This window comes from Pseudomonas sp. 32_A (assembly GCF_017490905.1).
GTDB lineage: Bacteria > Pseudomonadota > Gammaproteobacteria > Pseudomonadales > Pseudomonadaceae > Aquipseudomonas > Aquipseudomonas inefficax.
The window spans coordinates 1-17,299 of record NZ_JAFGYI010000023.1 but is presented as its reverse complement, the minus strand read 5'-3'; the positions used below and the strand labels follow the sequence as shown (position 1 = coordinate 17,299).

The window sequence follows — 17,299 nt, the reverse complement described above, 5'->3', positions numbered from 1 at the left end:
CGCTGTTCAGGTTGAACCGGAAATTTTACCACAGGCGCCATTTTCGGCACTCCCCCATGGCAGCAACATGGCCAGGCCCACGGGCAGCCAGCTGATAAACCATTCGGCACGTGGCGTACCGGTGAGGCTGGCGGCATCGAACTGCATCGCCAGGGTGGAGTACACCCAGAAGCCGAGCAGGATCTTGCCGAACAGCGTGCCGCGTGCGCGTACGATTTCGCCCAGGGTGTACAGCCACACCAATATCCACATCAGCATGCCAGGCAGGCCCATCTCCACGGCAACATGGGTGAACATGTTGTGAGTGTGGTCAAAATGCCTGTTCCCTACAGTCACGTCGTAGCTTGCACCCAGGCCAAGGCCGCTCCAGGGAGCCGCAGCAATCATGTCGACTACAGCATGGAAGATCTCCGGCCGGTAGGACGAACCGCGGTGGGCGATCAGATCGTAAACGAAATAGAAGGCCAGGCCGGTGGCGATGGCGGCCAGGATGGCAAACACTCGGCTGTGACGGTCGCGGAACCAGAGCGGGCCCAGGATCACGGTAAACACCAAGGCCAGCACCGCCCCACGGCTCTGGCTAAGCATGACGAACACGCCCAGGCAAGCCAGCGCCACCAGCCACACCAATTGCAGGCCACGCTGCTGCGGCGGCTGGTAAATCAGGAAAAGCACGGCCGCGCCGATGACATAGGCGCCGAGAATAGGGTGCGATATCTCGCCGATGCCCTGCAAGCGGACCAACCAGAGCTTGCCCTCCATGCCGTAGAAATGAATGACCGAGATCAGCGCCGCCACCGCCAGCAAGGCACTACCGATCACCAGCAGTTGGCGGACACGGGCCAGGCCGAGCTGGGCCAGCAGTGGAAACGCCAAAAGGAACAACAGGATGTAGAGCAGGCGCTTGGCCTCGCGCCCAGGGTCCTCTGCGCTCGACCAGACCAGGCTGAGCCCGCTCCATGCAAGCAGCAACAGCACGCTTCCCCACAAGGCCGGCTGACGCCGCCAGGCCTGCACGATGATTTGCCTTGCGGACCACGCCATTACCAGCGTCGGCAACCACAGGAACAGCACCAGGCCTTGCTGATAGACCTTGTTACTCGGCGCCAGGGCAATCGCTGCCAGGAACCAGATCAGACCAAACCCCAACCAGGCTCGCGCCCAGTTTTTCTGATACAACATCCTTTCCCCCGATCAACCAAAGACACCATCCAATGGTGCTACAACATTATTTTCGGCATTATTGCCGGTCATTCTGTTCGCCCGACGACAAGGCTCTATTCATGCAATGCTCCCGGCTCCCCCAGGTCGACTTCGATCAGCTGACACAAGGCGCACAGGTGCTTGAGGCAGATAGCCATGGCGCCAAAGTCTACCTGCTCACGGATGGTAATTTCCTCAAGGTTTTTCGCAGGAAGCGGCTGATTTCATCTGCACTGCTGCGCCCATACTCGCAGCGCTTCGTCGACAACGCCGCACGCCTTGCACAACTGGGCATCCCCACGCTGGAAGTGATCAGCCAGCACAAGCTCGACCTGCCGGGCCGCACGGCCGTGCTGTACCGCCCGCTGCCTGGGCGTACCTTGCTGCAGATGTCGCGCGATGAAGGTTTCAGCTGGGACACCTATCTGCCGCGCCTGATCGAACTGATCCGCCAGTTGCATCACAGCGGCGTGTACTTCCGCTCGTTGCACCTGGGCAATGTGGTGGTCACTCCCGACCAGCACCTGGGGCTGATCGACGTGGCCGACATGCGCTTCCTGCGCCCGCCACTGTCGGCGCGCATGATTCGGCGCAATGTGCAGCATATGGTGCGCTATATCGAACGGGAGAACCTGGGCGACCGGTTCCCTCTTGCCGCCTTCGAGGCAGCCTTGCTGGCGCGCTGAGCGTCAGCTGCGCAGCAGGCTTTGCGAGCCGTTGCAGAAGGCCTGCCAGGCCTGCTCCGGGGCCAGCGCCTGACGCTGCCGGGCGGCTACCGCCGGGGCACTGATCGCCGCACAACGCTCGATCGCCTCGGCCCAGGCATTTTCGTTGGCAACGGGCAGGTAGCCACCGGTGTCCTGCAACTGCTCGCGGAACACCTGCAGGTCGCTGCACACCACCGGCACGTCGGCCATGACCGCCTCCTGCACCACCAGCCCCAGGCCTTCGGAGCGCGAAGGCACCAATAGCCAGTCGAATGCCTTGTACAACCGCTGAAGGTCGTCGCGGTGACCGCTCAGGTGAACACGCCCGACCAGGCCCAGCGCGTCGATACGAGCTTGCAGTACCTCATGCAGAGGGCCTTCGCCGATGATTGCCAGTTGCAGTTCAGGCTGGCGCGCACTGGCCTTGGCGAACGCCTCGATCAGCATCTCGAAACCTTTGCTCTGCACCAACCGCCCGACCGCACCCAGCAGCAACCCGGTTACCTGCGGCAACATCAGGGCCTGCCTGGCGGCCTCCCGGCTTAACAAAGGCTCGGCGAAAGCCCGCGGGTCCAGGGCCATGCGCAAGGTCTGCACCGGCCTGCCAAGGTCCTGTTCGAGTGCTGTGGCAAGCGTCTGCGAAACGGCGGCGATGCTCAGCCGCTCGGCCGGGAACCTGCGCAGCAGGCGAACATCACTGGCACTCAGGCGCGTCTTGCCGTGGAACAGCACCTTGGCACGTACCTGCGGAACCTGCTGCAACAACGGCAATACCAACCGCGCCACACCGACACCGTCGAGCAGCACGACTTCAGCCTGGGCCTCGTTCAGCGCCTTGCGCAAGCGCATGCGCAACCATGGGCGCAACAGGCGCCAGAAGTGCCGCCCTTTCAGCGCCCGTGAGGGCATATGCCATTCCCGGGTCGAACCAAGCCCACAGCAGAGCCCGCTACCCAGCAACAGCCAGTTACTGATCCGGGCATCGGCACCCGCGTGCGACAGTACCTGCCGATGCACCTTGTGGATGGACATGTACGGCGTTCCACCCGCCCACATCATATTGACGATGTTCATGGGCCCTCTCCCGCTCATGTCAGGTGGGACAGCGACTTCATTGAACAAAAATGGTGATTCCCATGCCGATCACGGCACCCGCCACCAGCGTCAATGCCAGCTTTATCCGATCACGTCTGCGACGTTTGGCCTTGCGCTTCACTTCGATGGGCAAGGTCACGTGATTACCAAATCCGGTGTGCAATACTGCATCACCCTCCAGGGTGACCGCTGTAAGGTTTAACTCAGCGTAGCGTCGGGAAAGTGCCTTCTCTCCAGCATAGGCGGCAAATGGCGCGCAACGCTGGTAATCACTCAAACGACGCAGCCCCGGGTTGAGCGAAAACGCCTGCCACTCGGCCTTGTCGGACAGCAGCGGGTAGCATGGCACCCCGGCGATCACCTGGCGATCGCCCAGGCGGATGTACGGACTGTGGATGGCCAGGTCATGGGCATGGCTGCGCAGCCACACCTGCAACAGGTCGAGGCTGACCTCCAGGATGGCCCGTGAGTCTTCGACGAAGCCCTGGCGATAGAAGCGCCAGTCATCCTCGCAGTGAAAGATGTAGGGCGTCTTGACATGGCTGTAGGCCAGGTCGATAGACGGCAGCTGGCCCAGCTTTGGCCGGTTGACGAACACCTTGCAGTGCGATTTCCAGTGTTCCGGCACAGCGGCATGCACGGCATCGTCACCGGAATCTTCGGTGATGAACACTTCGCGAATGGGCGCGGTGTTGTAGCGATCGAAACTCTCAAGCGTATCTTTGAGCAGATCGAACCGCCCACAACTGGTCACGACGAGCGTGACGTCACTCTCATTTGAAAAGCGCACCGGACTCCCTCCGCATTGCGACTATCGACTTCCAACGCCCGTTCCTTGGGCGCGAAAGTTCTTATGTTAGATGCCCAGCTTCAGGCGCAACCGCTGCCATGCAGACAACGGCGGATGGGGCCTGAGTGCCGGGCGCATATGGTCGACGATGCTACGTCCAACTGCGCCGAAACTGAAACGGGAAACCGCCAGATGGCGGCCATTTTCTGCAATCTGCCGGGCCAGCTCAGGGTCCGCACGCAAACGCTGGAGCTTTTCCTGGAGGGTCGGGATGCTGTCATAGAACACCACATTGTGCATGTCCTGCAGGCCCAGCGCTCGGTTCTCTTCCTCGCCCTGGTCATACGCCAGCAACACACAGCCACAGGCCATGGCTTCGAAGTTCTTGATCATGTATTCGCCCATGCCGACGTCGGCACTGACGAAGAAGCGGATCCGGTTGAGCGTGTTGCAATAGTCTTCACCCGACTTGGTACGAGTGACTACCAGGTTCTCGACCCGGCCCAGCTCGTCCAGCAAGGCCTTGCGGCCGCTGTAGGCCACGCTGTTGGTGCTGCCGACGAAGGCCAGTTCGATGTCGCGCTCACGCCCTTGGTCGGCAAGCAACTGCTCGTCGTAGCCCTTGGGCACGAACACGGCGTCGAAACCTTCCTGGCGAAGGCGCTCGCTGACCATGTAGCCGGAGCTGATCACCCGTGCCCAGGGCAACTTGCGGTAATGGGCGCTGAACTTGCCGGTGTATTTGCACGGGATGTAGTTCTGGTAGGCATCGTGCTCGAGGATGACCAGGTTCGGCACGGTACGGATGAATGCCACCTGACGGATTTCCTGCTTGAAACGCAGGAAGAAGACAATGCGGTCATAGCGCTCGACCTGCACTTCACGCTTGAAATAGCGGCGCAGGTTGCGCTGGTCTTCGCTGGTCAGCCAGCGCAGGTCGCACTCGCAGTTGGCCGCGACGCCATCGTACAGGCGGTCGAGAATCGCCCGCTGTTCCTTCTGCACCAGAAATAGGACTTTCATTGGGTTCCTTGGGCGCTCTGCGCCATCGCGGTCAAGCATGGGGCGCGGCTACAGCTCACGCCGCCAGAACAGTTCATGTCGGCGCACGGCCTTGCGGAAGAATTCATTCTCGCCGTAAGGCGACGGCCCTCGCCCGGCCAGCCAGCGCTGCAACAGGCGGCGCAGGCGACGCTTGAACGGCGCCGGTGGCTGCAGGTCGTGCATCATGCCCAGGGCCATGGCCTTGTCGCGCTGGGTTGCCAGGTCCAGTACCAGGCTGCAAGGGGCCCAGGCCTGGGCAATGCTCATCTGTGGCGGCAAGGCCACGCCATCACCACTGTCGCCCATTGGCCAACGGTCGTTGTCATGCAGGTGGTTGGCGTAGCACAGCAGGGTTTGCGGCTGCCAGGCCAGGCCTTGCAAGGCCTCCAGCACCGCTGCCTGGGCACAGATGTGGTCGGGGTGCGGGTCGAGCTGCGGGTGCGGCATCACCAGCACCTCTGGCCTGGCCATTTCCAGCAAGGCCCGCAGGTCGGCCAGCAGGTTGTGCCAGGTCGGCGCGCCATCATCGTCGGCCGGCAGCGGGAACGGGTTGAACTGGCGGAACACGCGAATATCGGCGAGGTCAGCCTCCCGGGAAGGGATCGGCTGGTCTGGCGCGGCCTGCATGGCAGGCAGCTGCAGGCAGAAGTAGCCCAGCTGCACACAACGCGACTCCGCCACACCGGCCCAGCGTGGCACGGCAATACTGTCCCAGGCCCGCAGGCGGCCCTTCAGCCGAGCGGCCTCGGCCTTTGCCAGCCCCATTCGCTGATAGTGTTCGGCCTCGATCTCACCGGCGGTCAGGGTCACTACCCAGGTTTCGTCGGCTTGGCTATAGAGGCCGTAAGCGGCCAACTCGGCGTCATCGGCATGCGGCGCGATCACCATCACCCGGCGCCGTTGCAGCTCCACCGCCGGGGTTATCCACAAGCGCGGCTGGCCCGACAGCCGGCAATGCCGGCCACGCAGGCGCAAAGCGCCAGCCTGCAGAGGTGCGGCGAGGCCGGTCAAGTTGAGGAAGCGCAGGCCATCGACGCCGCGCTCGAAGGTTTGCCGATCGGCCTGCTCGCCAGCCACCAGCTCGACCTGCGGGTCGAGGAAGCGTCCCAGCCAGCTGCTTTTCACCTGCAGCTCGAGGATCAGGGTTTCGTTGCCCTGCAATGCGCAGTCAGCCTTGAGCAGGCCGCCGCTCAGGCTGGCAGGGGCTTCCCGGGTCTGCTCGCCGAAGTCGTAGGCGTAGTCCTCGCCCGGAGCGTAGAACAGGTGGTCGGCGAACCAGGCTTCATGGGCAGCCCACAGCAGCGGCAACAGCAGCAGTGGCAACCACCACCAACTGAACACACCAACGGCAACCAGCGCGACCAGGCCCGCCAGCAGGCCCAGGCGCTTGTTGCGCCGGTGGCGCTTCAGCAACTGCTGCTTGCGACTCACGCCTGATACACCGGTACGGGGTTGCACCAACGGTCTTTGTACTCGCGGTCGGCACGGCCGAACGAGAACCGCAGCGGCTTGTTGCGCGCACGGGCGTCTTCCCAGGCGGCCTGGGTATTGAGGAAGCTCAGCACGCTACCAGGGCTGAAGGCCTTGGTTTCAGGGTCGACACCGCCATTGATGTACTCGACGCTGATCCATTCCGGCGCTTCGACACGGTACACCAGCTGAATGGCAATCGGCTTGCCGTCCAACAGCAGCACCGAGCCGATCAACAACTCACGCAGGCGTTCCAGCACCTCGGCCATGCGCTCGGCACCAGTAGCCGGGAAGCCCCAGCGGCGCTGGAACAGGTCGCAGTACATGCTGGCGATCTCCTGCGCGCTGAAGTCGCTGATCGGGCGCACCACGCCGCCCGCCTCTTCCAGCAGGCGCAGCTCGCGGCGCTGGTTGTAGCGGAACTTCTTCGACAGGTCTTCGTGGGCGCGGGCCATGGCCAGCTGTTCCTTCTGCGCCTTGAGGCCGCTGAAGCGGCCCTGGTTCAGTTCGGACAGGTAGCGCGCGGCATGGCGCAGCGGTGCAGCGGCATCGGCCGCCGCCGGCAGGATGATCTCGGCGTTGCCCAGGTCGAACAGGGCCTTTTTACCTGCACGCTTGAGCACATCCTTGGACAGCGCGAGGTGGCGCCCCCAGGTGGGGATGGCGGCCTTCAGCTCGCCGGCCTGGTGCCACCCCAGGTAACGCACCGGGATCTGCGCCAGGTCCGCCAGTTGCTCGACCACCAGCGGATGCGTGGCGACACTTCCGCCAAAGCGTGCCCATGCCTCGGCATAGGCCTTGGCGTCGATAACTTGCCAACCGCGCTCGCGGAAGGCCTGGATACGGTTGAGCATCAGGCCTGCCCCACCAGCGCACGAACCTGCGGCAGCTGCCAGAATGCCTCGCGCACCGCCTGATCGGAGAAGCGTTCACGCAGGCGCTGCAGCATGTGCTCGGCACAGGCCTGGCGCTGCTGCCCATCGAGCACCGCCATGTGTTTCAGGCCTTGGGCCAGCTGCCCGGCATCGCCCAGCGGGAACAGCACGCCGACACCCTCGACCACTTCGCGGGCACCGCCACAGGCCGTGGCCAGTACCGGTACACCGGCGACCATGGCTTCAAGCAGGACCATGCCGAACGGCTCATGGTCGGAGCTCAGGGCGAACACATCAAACGCCTGGAAGTAACGGCGCGCATCCGGCACCTGGCCAAGGAAGTCCACTTGCCTGGCGATGCCCAGCTCGGCGGCCTGGGCCTTGAGCCTGGCTTCCAGGCGGCCCTGGCCAAGGATTGCCAGGCGGGCGCCGGCTGGCAGCCCCGGCAGCGCTTCGGCAAAGCCACGCAGCAGAGTGGCCTGGTCCTTGTCCGGGTGCAGGCGCCCGACGTTACCGACAATCCACGCCTGCGCATCCAGGCCGAGGGCCTGGCGGGCCTCGGCGCGTGGCACCAGGGCCGCTTGCAGGGCGTCGATGTCGATGCGGTTGTACAGGGTCTGGATACGCTCTGCCGGCCACTGTGGCAGACAGCGGCGCATGTCGTCGCGTACTGCGTCCGACACGCCCAGCAAGCTCAGGCGTTCGCTGAACAGGTTGGCGAAGATGCGTCGCCCCTTGCGCTCGTAGTCACCGAAAGCATGGTGCACGCCGATCACCGGCAAGCCGGTGCCCAGCAACGCCACGTAGATCGGCTTGAAGCGATGGGCAATGCAGAAGGCGAAATCGCGCTCGGCCGCAATCCGCCGCAATGCACGGATGGCGCCGAGTTTCAGGCCGCGCACGGCCTTGGAGCTGAATTCCAGGAACAGCACCTCGTCCGACGCGCAGCCAGCCGCTACCTGCGGGTCGGCGGCGCCGGTGAGGAACACGGTGGTCACCTGGTAGCCACGCCCCTGGAACAGGCTGGCGTACTGACGGGCGCAGTCCAGGAACGGCCCGTCATAGCCATGGCAGAACTGCAGAATGCGCGGTTCAGAGCGGCTGGTCATACGGGGCCGCGCCGTCCTTTACAACCAGGATGTCTTCCATGATCAGGTACTGCAGGTCCGAGCCGAAGAACATGTTAAGGGCGTCGGTCGGCGAGCAGATCATCGGTTCACCACGGCGGTTCAGCGAGGTGTTCAGCGACACGCCGTTGCCGGTCAGGTCTTCCAGCGCCTTCATCATGTCGTAATAGCGCGGGTTGTACTCGCGCTTTAGCACCTGGGCACGCGAAGTGCCGTCCTCGTGGACCACTTCCGGCACGCGGGTCTTCCACTCTTCAGCCACTTCGAAGGTGAAGGTCATGAACGGCGCCGGGTGGTCGACCTTGATCATTTGCGGGGCGACGGTGTCGAGCATCGACGGGCAGAAAGGTCTCCAGCGTTCGCGGAACTTGATCTGCTCGTTGATGCGGTCGGCTACGCCCGGCACGCTCGGGCAACCGATGATCGAACGGCCGCCCAGGGCTCGGGGGCCGAACTCCATGCGGCCCTGGAACCAGGCCACCGGGTTGCCATCGACCATGATTTTGGCGATGCGCTGCGGCATGTCGTCGAGCTTGCGCCACTTCGGCGCGTTCGGATGACGGGCGCAGGCAGCAATCACGTCTTCGTTGGAGTACGAAGGGCCGAGGTAGACGTGCTCCATCTTCTCGACCGGCACGCCACGGGCGTGGGAAACATAGGCGGCAGCACCCACGGCGGTACCGGCGTCACCGGAAGCCGGCTGGACGAACAGCTCTTTCAGGTCTGGGCGAGCGATGATCTTCTGGTTGAGCTTGACGTTCAGCGCGCAACCGCCGGCAAAGGCCAGCTTGCCGGTTTCACGCAGAACGTCGCCCAGGTAGTGGTCGATCATCTGCAGGGCGATCTTCTCGAACAGCGCCTGCATGCTGGCTGCGTAATGGATGTACGGCTCGTCGGCAATGTCGCCTTCGCGCTTGGGGCCCAGCCATTCGATCAGCTTCGGCGAGAAGTAGAAGCCCTTGCCCTTCTCTTTATAGCGGCGCAGGCCGATGACGTTGGCGTATTCGGTGTTGATCACCAGTTCGCCGTTTTCGAAGCTGGCCAGACGAGAGAAGTCGTACTTGCTGGCGTCACCATAGGGCGCCATGCCCATGACCTTGAACTCGCCATCGAGCATCTCGAAGCCGAGGAACTCGGTGATTGCACCGTACAGGCCGCCCAGCGAGTCCGGGTCGAAGAACTCCTTGATCTTGTGGATCTTGCCGTTTTCACCATAGCCAAAGAAGGTGGTGGCGTATTCGCCTTTACCATCGATGCCGAGAATTGCGGTTTTTTCCTTGAAGCCCGAGCAGTGGTAGGCACTGGAGGCGTGGGCGAGGTGGTGCTCGACCGGCTCGATCTTGACCTTTTTCGGGTCGAAGCCCAGTTGCTCCAGGCACCAGACGATCTTCTTGCGGTAGCGCTTGTAGCGACGGTTGCCCATCAGGATGGCGTCAAGGGCGCGGTCCGGGGCGTACCAGTAGCGCTTGGCATAGTGCCAGCGCGCCTTGCCGAACAGGCTGATCGGGGCGAACGGGATGGCTACCACGTCGACGTCGGATGGCTTGATGCCTGCCTGCTCCAGGCAGAACTTCGCCGACTCGTAGGGCATGCGGTTCTTCGCATGCTTGTCACGCACGAAGCGCTCTTCTTCGGCGGCGGCAATCAGTTTGCCGTCAATGTACAAGGCCGCGGAAGGGTCATGGCTAAGGGCGCCGGACAGGCCAAGAATCGTCAATGCCAAGGGATTAGCCTCTTCATTCGGTAGAAATGCGCCAGCGGCCTCTTGGGCGGGTGGCGGCTAAAGGGCGGGATTATAACGCAAAGCGCAGTACGCGCATGCCTCTGCGAGGGCTGCGCCCTCGATCGCGACACAAGGCCGCTCCCACAGGGATAGTGCAACCCTTGTGGGAGCGGCCTTGCGTCGCGAAAGGGCCGCACCGCGGCCCCAGGGATTTCAGCCACACCGCATGAGTTTCATGGGCCTGCGCTGTTCGCTTATTCAGCGATCAACCAGTCCATCCGGTAGCTACCGGCAGTCTGCGCCAGCTCTTTGGCCAGCCATGGCAGCAGTTCCTTGAGCTCTTCCTCCAGCCCCCACGGCGGGTTGGCGATGGCCAGACCTGAGCCATTGAGCCCCTGCGGGCTGTCCTGGTGGTGCACATACAACTCGACCCGCAGCAGCTTCGGTGCGCCGGTGCTGGTCAGGTCCTGGTAAAAGCGGGTCAGCGAGCGCTGGTCCTTGATCGGGTACCAGATTGCCGCGACGGTCTGGCGCATGCGGCCAATCGCTTCTTTCATGGCGGTAGTGCAGCGCTTGAGCTCATCAGCCTGTTCGAACGGCGGGTCGATCAGCATGATCGCGCGCTTTTCCTGAACCGGCAGCAAGGCCCGCGGCACATGCCAGCCTTCACCCAGGTGCACGGTCACGCGCGGGTCTTTCTTCATGTTTTCCTTGAGCAGCGGCCCGTCTTCTGGGTGCTTCTCGTTGAGCAGGGCGCGGTCCTGCTGGCGCATCAGGCGGCGGGCCAGTTCAGGCGAGCCGGGGTAGTAGCGCAGCTCGCCATCGGCATTCAGGCGCTTGATGATGCGCAAGTAGTCATCGGCCATGGCCGGCAGGTCATCGCGATTCCACAGACGGGCGACACCTTCCAGATACTCGCCGGTGCGGCTTGCCTGATCGCCCTGCAGGTCGTACAGGCCGAGCCCGGCATGGGTATCGATATAGGCGAATGGCTGTTCCTTGCGCGACATCAGGGCGATGAGGCGGGTCAGCACGATGTGCTTGAGGACGTCGGCGTGGTTGCCGGCGTGGAAGGCGTGACGATAGTTCATGGCAACTCCTGCGGGGGTGACAAGTTTACCTTGCCTTGCAGGCGGAGTCAGGCCTGGCTGCTGATCGGCGGGGGCTTCTTCGCGGGTAAACCCGCTCCCACAGGGATTGCACAGAACTCGAAGCCTGCGAGGTACCTGTGGGAGCGGGTTCACCCGCGAAGCAGGCGCCGCCGATTCAACCGGTGTTACTTGTCAGCGTGATAAGCCGCATCAGCAGTTTCGAAGCGCTTGACCATCGCCTGCGACGGGCTGCCCAGCTTGCTCACCACGATGATGGCGATGCTGGCGAACAGGAAGCCCGGGATGATTTCGTACAACCCGAGGGTGTCGAAGTTCTTCCACAGGATCACGGTCAGGGCGCCGACCACGATACCGGCCAGTGCGCCGTTGCGGGTCATGCCTTTCCACAGCACAGAAATCAGCACCACAGGGCCGAAAGCAGCACCGAAGCCGGCCCAGGCGTAAGCCACCAGGCCCAGCACGCGGTTTTCCGGGTTGGCAGCCATGGCGATGGCGATCAGGGCGACGGCCAGCACCATCAGGCGGCCCACCCATACCAACTCGACCTGCGAAGCGTTCTTGCGCAGGAACGACTTGTAGAAGTCTTCGGTCAGGGCGCTGGAGCACACCAACAGCTGGCAGCTCAAGGTGCTCATCACCGCAGCCAGGATGGCCGACAGCAGCACACCGGCGACCCACGGGTTGAACAGGATCTTCGCCAGCTCGATGAACACGCGCTCGTGGTTCTCGGTGACCGGACCCGCCAGTTCAGGGTGCGCAGAGAAGTAGGCGATGCCGAAGAAGCCCACGGCGCAGGTGCCGGCCAGGCACAGGATCATCCAGGTCATGGAGATGCGGCGGGCATTGGCGATCGACTTCACCGAGTCGGCAGCCATGAAGCGCGCCAGGATGTGCGGCTGGCCGAAGTAGCCCAGACCCCAGCCCATCAGCGAGATGATGCCGATGAAGGTGGCGCCCTTGAGCATGTCGAAGTTGGCCGGGTTCACCGCCTCGATGGCAGCGAAGGTGGTATCGAAACCGCCAGTGGAGATCAGCACGATCACCGGAGTGAGGATCAACGCGAAGATCATCAGCGACGCCTGCACGGTATCGGTCCAGCTCACCGCCAGGAAACCACCGATGAAGGTGTAGGCGATGGTCGCTGCGGCGCCGGCCCACAGAGCGGTTTCGTACGACATGCCGAAGGTGCTCTCGAACAGGCGGGCACCGGCAACGATGCCGGAAGCGCAGTAGATGGTGAAGAACACCAGGATGACGATGGCCGAGATGATCCGCAGCAGGCCGCTATTGTCTTCGAAACGGCTGGAGAAGTAGTCCGGCAGCGTCAGCGCATCACCGTTGTGCTCGGTCTGCACGCGCAGGCGGCCAGCTACGAACAGCCAGTTCAGGTACGCGCCGACGGTGAGGCCGATGGCAATCCAGGCTTCGGACAAGCCGGAGAAGTAGATGGCGCCCGGCAGGCCCATCAGCAGCCAGCCACTCATGTCGGAAGCGCCGGCGGAAAGCGCGGTGACCACACTACCCAGGCTGCGGCCGCCGAGGATGTAGTCGGAAAGGTTTTTGGTGGAGCGATAGGCGGCGAAGCCGATCAGCACCATTGCGGCGATATAGACCACAAAAGTGATCGTTAGTGGATTACCCATGCGTGTGCCCTGGCGTTTGTTTTTATGTCATGCACAACCGCAGCCATGGCGGTTGCACCCAGGCGGCGAATCGTATGCAACAACGCAAAGCGGGTGCAACCATTTTTCATTTGCAAGTTGCACCTGCTCGTGCATTTTCCGAAAAATCTGATTTCTTGCTCCTTTTTGGAGCAAAAAGCCTGCTTTCAAGAATAAAACGCACCAGAAACGATCCTTTTCAGAATATGGAAATGGCAGTCGGACGAGTTGCACCTTTTCCGTCAAAAATTCGGGTTGCACCTGGTTGCACCCGAATTGTCCTACAGCTACTCTTGACGTCAGCTTAGGCCACAACCGTGGCAATAACGAGGATAAGAAATGGCGACGACCACCCTTGGGGTCAAACTCGATGACCCGACCCGTGAGCGACTCAAGGCAGCTGCGCAGTCGATTGACCGCACCCCGCACTGGTTGATCAAGCAAGCGATCTTCAATTATCTGGAGAAGCTCGAGGGTGGTGCCACCCTGACCGAACTCAACGGCCATGCCAGCAACCTGGCTGACGACGCCGGAGAGGTCCAGCCCGAACACAGCCACCAGTGCTTCCTCGAGTTCGCCGAGAGCATCCTGCCGCAGTCGGTACTGCGCTCGGCGATCACCGCCGCCTACCGCCGCCCCGAGCAGGAAGTGGTGCCGATGCTGCTGGAGCAGGCGCGCCTGAGCGCCCCGCTGGCCGAAGCGACCAACAAGATGGCCGCCGGCATCGCCGAAAAACTGCGTAACCAGAAGAGCGCTGGCGGTCGTGCCGGCATCGTCCAGGGCCTGCTGCAGGAATTCTCGCTGTCGTCCCAGGAAGGCGTGGCACTGATGTGCCTGGCCGAAGCCTTGCTGCGCATCCCCGACAAGGGCACCCGTGACGCGCTGATCCGCGACAAGATCAGCACCGGCAACTGGCAGCCGCACCTGGGCAACAGCCCGTCGCTGTTCGTCAATGCCGCTACCTGGGGCCTGCTGCTGACTGGCAAGCTGGTGTCCACCCACAACGAATCCGGCCTCACCTCTTCGCTCACTCGCATTATCGGCAAGAGCGGCGAGCCGATGATCCGCAAGGGCGTCGACATGGCCATGCGCCTGATGGGCGAGCAGTTCGTTACCGGCGAAACCATCGCCGAAGCCCTGGCCAACGCCAGCCGCTTCGAGTCCAAGGGCTTCCGTTATTCCTACGACATGCTTGGCGAAGCCGCACTGACCGAGCACGACGCACAGAAGTACCTGGCGTCCTACGAGCAGGCCATCCACTCGATTGGCAAGGCCTCCCATGGCCGTGGCATCTATGAAGGCCCGGGCATCTCGATCAAGCTGTCGGCGCTGCACCCGCGCTACAGCCGCGCCCAGTACGAGCGCGTGATGGAAGAACTGTACCCGCGCCTGCTGTCGCTGACCCTGCTAGCCAAGCAGTACGACATCGGCCTGAACATCGACGCCGAAGAAGCCGACCGCCTGGAGCTGTCGCTCGACCTGCTCGAGCGCCTGTGCTTCGAGCCTTCGCTGGCCGGCTGGAACGGTATCGGCTTCGTCATCCAGGCCTATCAGAAGCGCTGCCCATATGTGATCGACTATGTCATCGATCTGGCCAAGCGCAGCCGCCACCGCCTGATGATTCGCCTGGTGAAAGGCGCCTACTGGGATAGCGAAATCAAGCGCGCCCAGGTCGAAGGCCTGGAAGGCTACCCGGTCTACACCCGCAAGGTGTACACCGACGTGTCCTACGTCGCCTGCGCCCGCAAGCTGCTGGCAGTGCCAGAAGCCATCTACCCGCAATTCGCCACCCACAACGCCCACACCTTGTCGGCCATCTACCACATTGCCGGTCAGAACTATTACCCGGGCCAGTACGAGTTCCAATGCCTGCACGGCATGGGCGAGCCGCTTTACGAGCAGGTGGTCGGCAAGATCTCCGAAGGCAAGCTGAACCGCCCGTGCCGCGTCTATGCACCGGTCGGCACCCACGAAACATTGTTGGCCTACCTGGTGCGTCGCCTGCTGGAAAACGGCGCTAACACCTCGTTCGTCAACCGCATCGCCGACCACTCGATCTCCATCCAGGAACTGGTCGCCGACCCGGTCGCCAGCATCGAGCGCATGGGCACCCAGGAAGGCAGTATCGGCCTGCCGCACCCACGTATCCCGCTGCCGCGTGAACTGTATGGCAGCGAGCGGGCCAACTCGGCCGGCATCGACATGGCCAACGAACACCGCCTGGCATCGCTGTCCTGCGCCATGCTGGCCACCGCCCACAACGACTGGAAAGCCGCGCCACTGCTGGCCTGCGCCGCCAGCGAGGGCGCAGTCGCACCGGTGCTGAACCCGGCGGACCACCGCGACGTGGTCGGCCATGTCCAGGAAGCCACTGTCGCCGACGTCGACAATGCCATCCAGTGCGCACTGAATGCAGCACCGATCTGGCAGGCCACCCCGCCGGCCGAGCGCGCCGCCATTCTGGAGCGCACCGCCGACCTGATGGAGGCCGAAATCCAGCCGCTGATGGGCCTGCTCATCCGCGAGGCCGGCAAGACCTTCGCCAACGCCATCGCCGAAGTGCGTGAAGCCGTGGATTTCCTGCGCTATTACGCGGTGCAGGCACGCAACGATTTCAGCAACGACGCCCACCGCCCGCTGGGCCCTGTGGTGTGCATCAGCCCGTGGAACTTCCCGCTGGCGATCTTCACCGGTCAGGTGGCCGCAGCGCTCGCCGCCGGCAACCCGGTCCTGGCCAAGCCGGCCGAGCAGACCCCGCTGATCGCTGCGCAGGCCGTGCGCCTGCTGCTGGAAGCCGGCATCCCTGAAGGCGTGCTGCAACTGCTGCCAGGCCGCGGTGAAACCGTCGGTGCCGGCCTGGTGGGTGACGAGCGCGTCAAAGGCGTGATGTTCACCGGTTCCACCGAAGTGGCCCGCCTGCTGCAGCGCAATGTTGCCGGCCGCCTGGACAACCAGGGCCGCCCGATCCCGCTGATCGCCGAAACCGGTGGCCAGAACGCGATGATCGTCGATTCCTCGGCACTGACCGAGCAGGTGGTGATCGATGTGGTGTCCTCGGCCTTCGACAGCGCCGGTCAGCGTTGCTCGGCACTGCGCGTGCTGTGCCTGCAGGAAGACTCCGCCGACCGCGTGATCGAAATGCTCAAGGGCGCCATGGCCGAAAGCCGCCTGGGCTGCCCGGACCGCCTGGCCGTGGACATCGGCCCGGTGATCGACGCCGAAGCCAAGGCCGGCATCGAGAAGCACATCCAGGGCATGCGCGAGAAAGGACGCTCGGTCTACCAGGTGGCGATTGCCGATGCTGCCGAGATCAAGCGCGGCACCTTTGTCATGCCGACCCTGATCGAGCTGGAAAGCTTCGACGAGCTCAAGCGTGAAATCTTCGGCCCGGTGCTGCACGTGGTGCGTTACAACCGTCGCAACCTGGACCAGCTGATCGAGCAGATCAACAACTCCGGCTACGGCCTGACCCTCGGCGTGCACACCCGCATCGACGAGACCATCGCCAAGGTGGTGGAAACCGCCAACGCCGGCAACATGTACGTCAACCGCAACATCGTCGGTGCGGTAGTGGGTGTGCAGCCGTTCGGTGGTGAAGGCCTGTCCGGCACTGGCCCGAAAGCTGGCGGCCCGCTGTACCTGTACCGCCTGCTGTCGACCCGCCCGGCGGATGCGATCGGCCGCCACTTCCAGCAGCAGGATGGCGAAGGCAAGCCTGACCGCACCCTGCACGAACAGCTGATCAAGCCGCTGCACGGCCTGAAGGCCTGGGCCGAGAGCAACCAGCTGGCTGACCTGGCCGCGCTGTGCAGCCAGTTCGCCAGCCAGTCGCAGAGCGGCATCGCCCGCCTGTTGCCAGGCCCGACCGGCGAGCGCAACAGCTACACCATCCTGCCACGCGAGCACGTGCTGTGCCTGGCCGACAACGAAGCCGACCTGCTGGCGCAGTTCGCCGCAGTACTGGCCGTTGGCAGCTCGGCGGTATGGGCTGACGGCGAGCCAGGCAAGGCCCTGCGTGCCCGCCTGCCGCGAGAGCTGCAGGCCAAGGTCAAGCTGGTGGCGGACTGGAACAAGGATGAAGTGGCGTTCGACGCCGTGATCCACCATGGCGACTCGGACCAGCTGCGCGGCGTGTGCCAGCAGGTGGCCAAGCGTGCCGGGGCGATCGTGGGTGTGCACGGGCTGTCCAGCGGCGACCACCAGATTGCGTTGGAGCGCTTGGTGATTGAGCGGGCGGTGAGTGTGAACACTGCTGCTGCCGGTGGTAATGCCAGCCTGATGACCATTGGCTGAGGCTGAGGGTTGTTAACGAAAAAAGGAGAGCTTCGGCTCTCCTTTTTTTATGGGGGTTGGGGTTGGGCTGACAGGTGTTCGCCACAACATTTTCTGCGCCTGTGGTATCGAGCGCCGCCCGCGCGGCGCTTCGCGGGGCAAGCCCGCTCCCACATTTGTTGCAACGTGCCAAACCTGTCAGGCCATAGTTACCCGCTTT

General features: G+C 63.4%; 13 protein-coding genes. 3 read left to right on the top strand and 10 right to left on the bottom strand.

Annotation, left to right across the window (positions count from 1 at the left end):
* Nucleotides 1-6: 6 nt before the first annotated feature.
* Nucleotides 7-1,182 carry an O-antigen ligase gene (locus tag J5M58_RS15420; RefSeq protein WP_112253719.1) on the bottom strand — a complete coding sequence of 392 codons (1,176 nt, stop codon included), beginning with the start codon at nucleotides 1,180-1,182 and terminating at the stop codon, nucleotides 7-9.
* A gap of 101 nt (nucleotides 1,183-1,283) precedes the next feature.
* Between J5M58_RS15420 and J5M58_RS15415 the strand changes: the two genes are divergently transcribed.
* Entirely contained in the window at nucleotides 1,284-1,889 is a 606-nt protein-coding gene (locus J5M58_RS15415) for a toluene tolerance protein (protein ID WP_112253720.1), read from the top strand.
* Nucleotides 1,890-1,892: 3 nt separating this feature from the next.
* On the opposite strand, the gene J5M58_RS15410 is transcribed toward J5M58_RS15415, so the two are convergent.
* From J5M58_RS15410 to putP, 9 genes are all read right to left on the bottom strand, one after another.
* A complete protein-coding gene (locus tag J5M58_RS15410; RefSeq protein WP_207878654.1) occupies nucleotides 1,893-2,984 on the bottom strand; it encodes a glycosyltransferase in 1,092 nt (363 codons plus the stop codon).
* 37 nt (nucleotides 2,985-3,021) lie between these two features.
* Nucleotides 3,022-3,795, bottom strand: coding sequence for a glycosyltransferase family 2 protein (locus tag J5M58_RS15405; RefSeq protein WP_207878652.1), 774 nt, complete (start codon nucleotides 3,793-3,795; stop codon nucleotides 3,022-3,024).
* Between the two features lie 66 nt (nucleotides 3,796-3,861).
* Nucleotides 3,862-4,818, bottom strand: a complete 957-nt coding sequence (locus J5M58_RS15400; protein WP_112253723.1) for a glycosyltransferase — start codon at nucleotides 4,816-4,818, stop codon at nucleotides 3,862-3,864.
* 48 nt (nucleotides 4,819-4,866) lie between these two features.
* Entirely contained in the window at nucleotides 4,867-6,270 is a 1,404-nt protein-coding gene (locus J5M58_RS15395; RefSeq protein ID WP_207878650.1) for a PIG-L family deacetylase, read from the bottom strand.
* Nucleotides 6,267-7,163 (bottom strand): antimicrobial resistance protein Mig-14, encoded by an 897-nt coding sequence (locus J5M58_RS15390; RefSeq protein ID WP_207878648.1) that lies wholly within the window; start codon nucleotides 7,161-7,163, stop codon nucleotides 6,267-6,269. Before J5M58_RS15390 ends, J5M58_RS15395 begins: the two co-directional genes overlap by 4 nt.
* Nucleotides 7,163-8,293 carry a glycosyltransferase gene (locus J5M58_RS15385; protein WP_207878646.1) on the bottom strand — a complete coding sequence of 377 codons (1,131 nt, stop codon included), beginning with the start codon at nucleotides 8,291-8,293 and terminating at the stop codon, nucleotides 7,163-7,165. Before J5M58_RS15385 ends, J5M58_RS15390 begins: the two co-directional genes overlap by 1 nt.
* Entirely contained in the window at nucleotides 8,277-10,034 is a 1,758-nt protein-coding gene (locus J5M58_RS15380; protein WP_013974482.1) for a carbamoyltransferase, read from the bottom strand. Before J5M58_RS15380 ends, J5M58_RS15385 begins: the two co-directional genes overlap by 17 nt.
* A 254-nt stretch (nucleotides 10,035-10,288) precedes the next feature.
* Nucleotides 10,289-11,125, bottom strand: coding sequence for a 23S rRNA (adenine(2030)-N(6))-methyltransferase RlmJ (locus J5M58_RS15375; RefSeq protein WP_207878644.1), 837 nt, complete (start codon nucleotides 11,123-11,125; stop codon nucleotides 10,289-10,291).
* A gap of 185 nt (nucleotides 11,126-11,310) precedes the next feature.
* Complete coding sequence (putP, locus tag J5M58_RS15370) at nucleotides 11,311-12,789, bottom strand: sodium/proline symporter PutP (protein ID WP_207878642.1); 1,479 nt, start codon at nucleotides 12,787-12,789, stop codon at nucleotides 11,311-11,313.
* Nucleotides 12,790-12,863: 74 nt separating this feature from the next.
* Between putP and J5M58_RS15365 the strand changes: the two genes are divergently transcribed.
* Both J5M58_RS15365 and putA read left to right on the top strand, forming a co-directional pair.
* Complete coding sequence (locus J5M58_RS15365) at nucleotides 12,864-13,115, top strand: hypothetical protein (protein ID WP_207878640.1); 252 nt, start codon at nucleotides 12,864-12,866, stop codon at nucleotides 13,113-13,115.
* Between the two features lie 31 nt (nucleotides 13,116-13,146).
* Nucleotides 13,147-17,100: a trifunctional transcriptional regulator/proline dehydrogenase/L-glutamate gamma-semialdehyde dehydrogenase gene (putA, locus tag J5M58_RS15360; protein WP_207878638.1), complete on the top strand. Its 3,954-nt coding sequence runs from the start codon at nucleotides 13,147-13,149 to the stop codon at nucleotides 17,098-17,100.
* Nucleotides 17,101-17,299 lie beyond the last annotated feature (199 nt).

Excerpts from the sequence above, each read along its gene's own strand:
- putP (WP_207878642.1), bottom strand. The coding sequence starts at position 12,789 with ATGGGTAATCCACTAACGATCACTTTTGTGGTCTATATCGCCGCAATG.
- J5M58_RS15420 (WP_112253719.1), bottom strand. The coding sequence starts at position 1,182 with ATGTTGTATCAGAAAAACTGGGCGCGAGCCTGGTTGGGGTTTGGTCTG.
- J5M58_RS15365 (WP_207878640.1), top strand. The coding sequence starts at position 12,864 with ATGCAACAACGCAAAGCGGGTGCAACCATTTTTCATTTGCAAGTTGCA.
- putA (WP_207878638.1), top strand. The coding sequence starts at position 13,147 with ATGGCGACGACCACCCTTGGGGTCAAACTCGATGACCCGACCCGTGAG.
- J5M58_RS15375 (WP_207878644.1), bottom strand. The coding sequence starts at position 11,125 with ATGAACTATCGTCACGCCTTCCACGCCGGCAACCACGCCGACGTCCTC.
- J5M58_RS15415 (WP_112253720.1), top strand. The coding sequence starts at position 1,284 with ATGCAATGCTCCCGGCTCCCCCAGGTCGACTTCGATCAGCTGACACAA.
- J5M58_RS15385 (WP_207878646.1), bottom strand. The coding sequence starts at position 8,293 with ATGACCAGCCGCTCTGAACCGCGCATTCTGCAGTTCTGCCATGGCTAT.
- J5M58_RS15400 (WP_112253723.1), bottom strand. The coding sequence starts at position 4,818 with ATGAAAGTCCTATTTCTGGTGCAGAAGGAACAGCGGGCGATTCTCGAC.
- J5M58_RS15410 (WP_207878654.1), bottom strand. The coding sequence starts at position 2,984 with ATGAACATCGTCAATATGATGTGGGCGGGTGGAACGCCGTACATGTCC.
- J5M58_RS15390 (WP_207878648.1), bottom strand. The coding sequence starts at position 7,163 with ATGCTCAACCGTATCCAGGCCTTCCGCGAGCGCGGTTGGCAAGTTATC.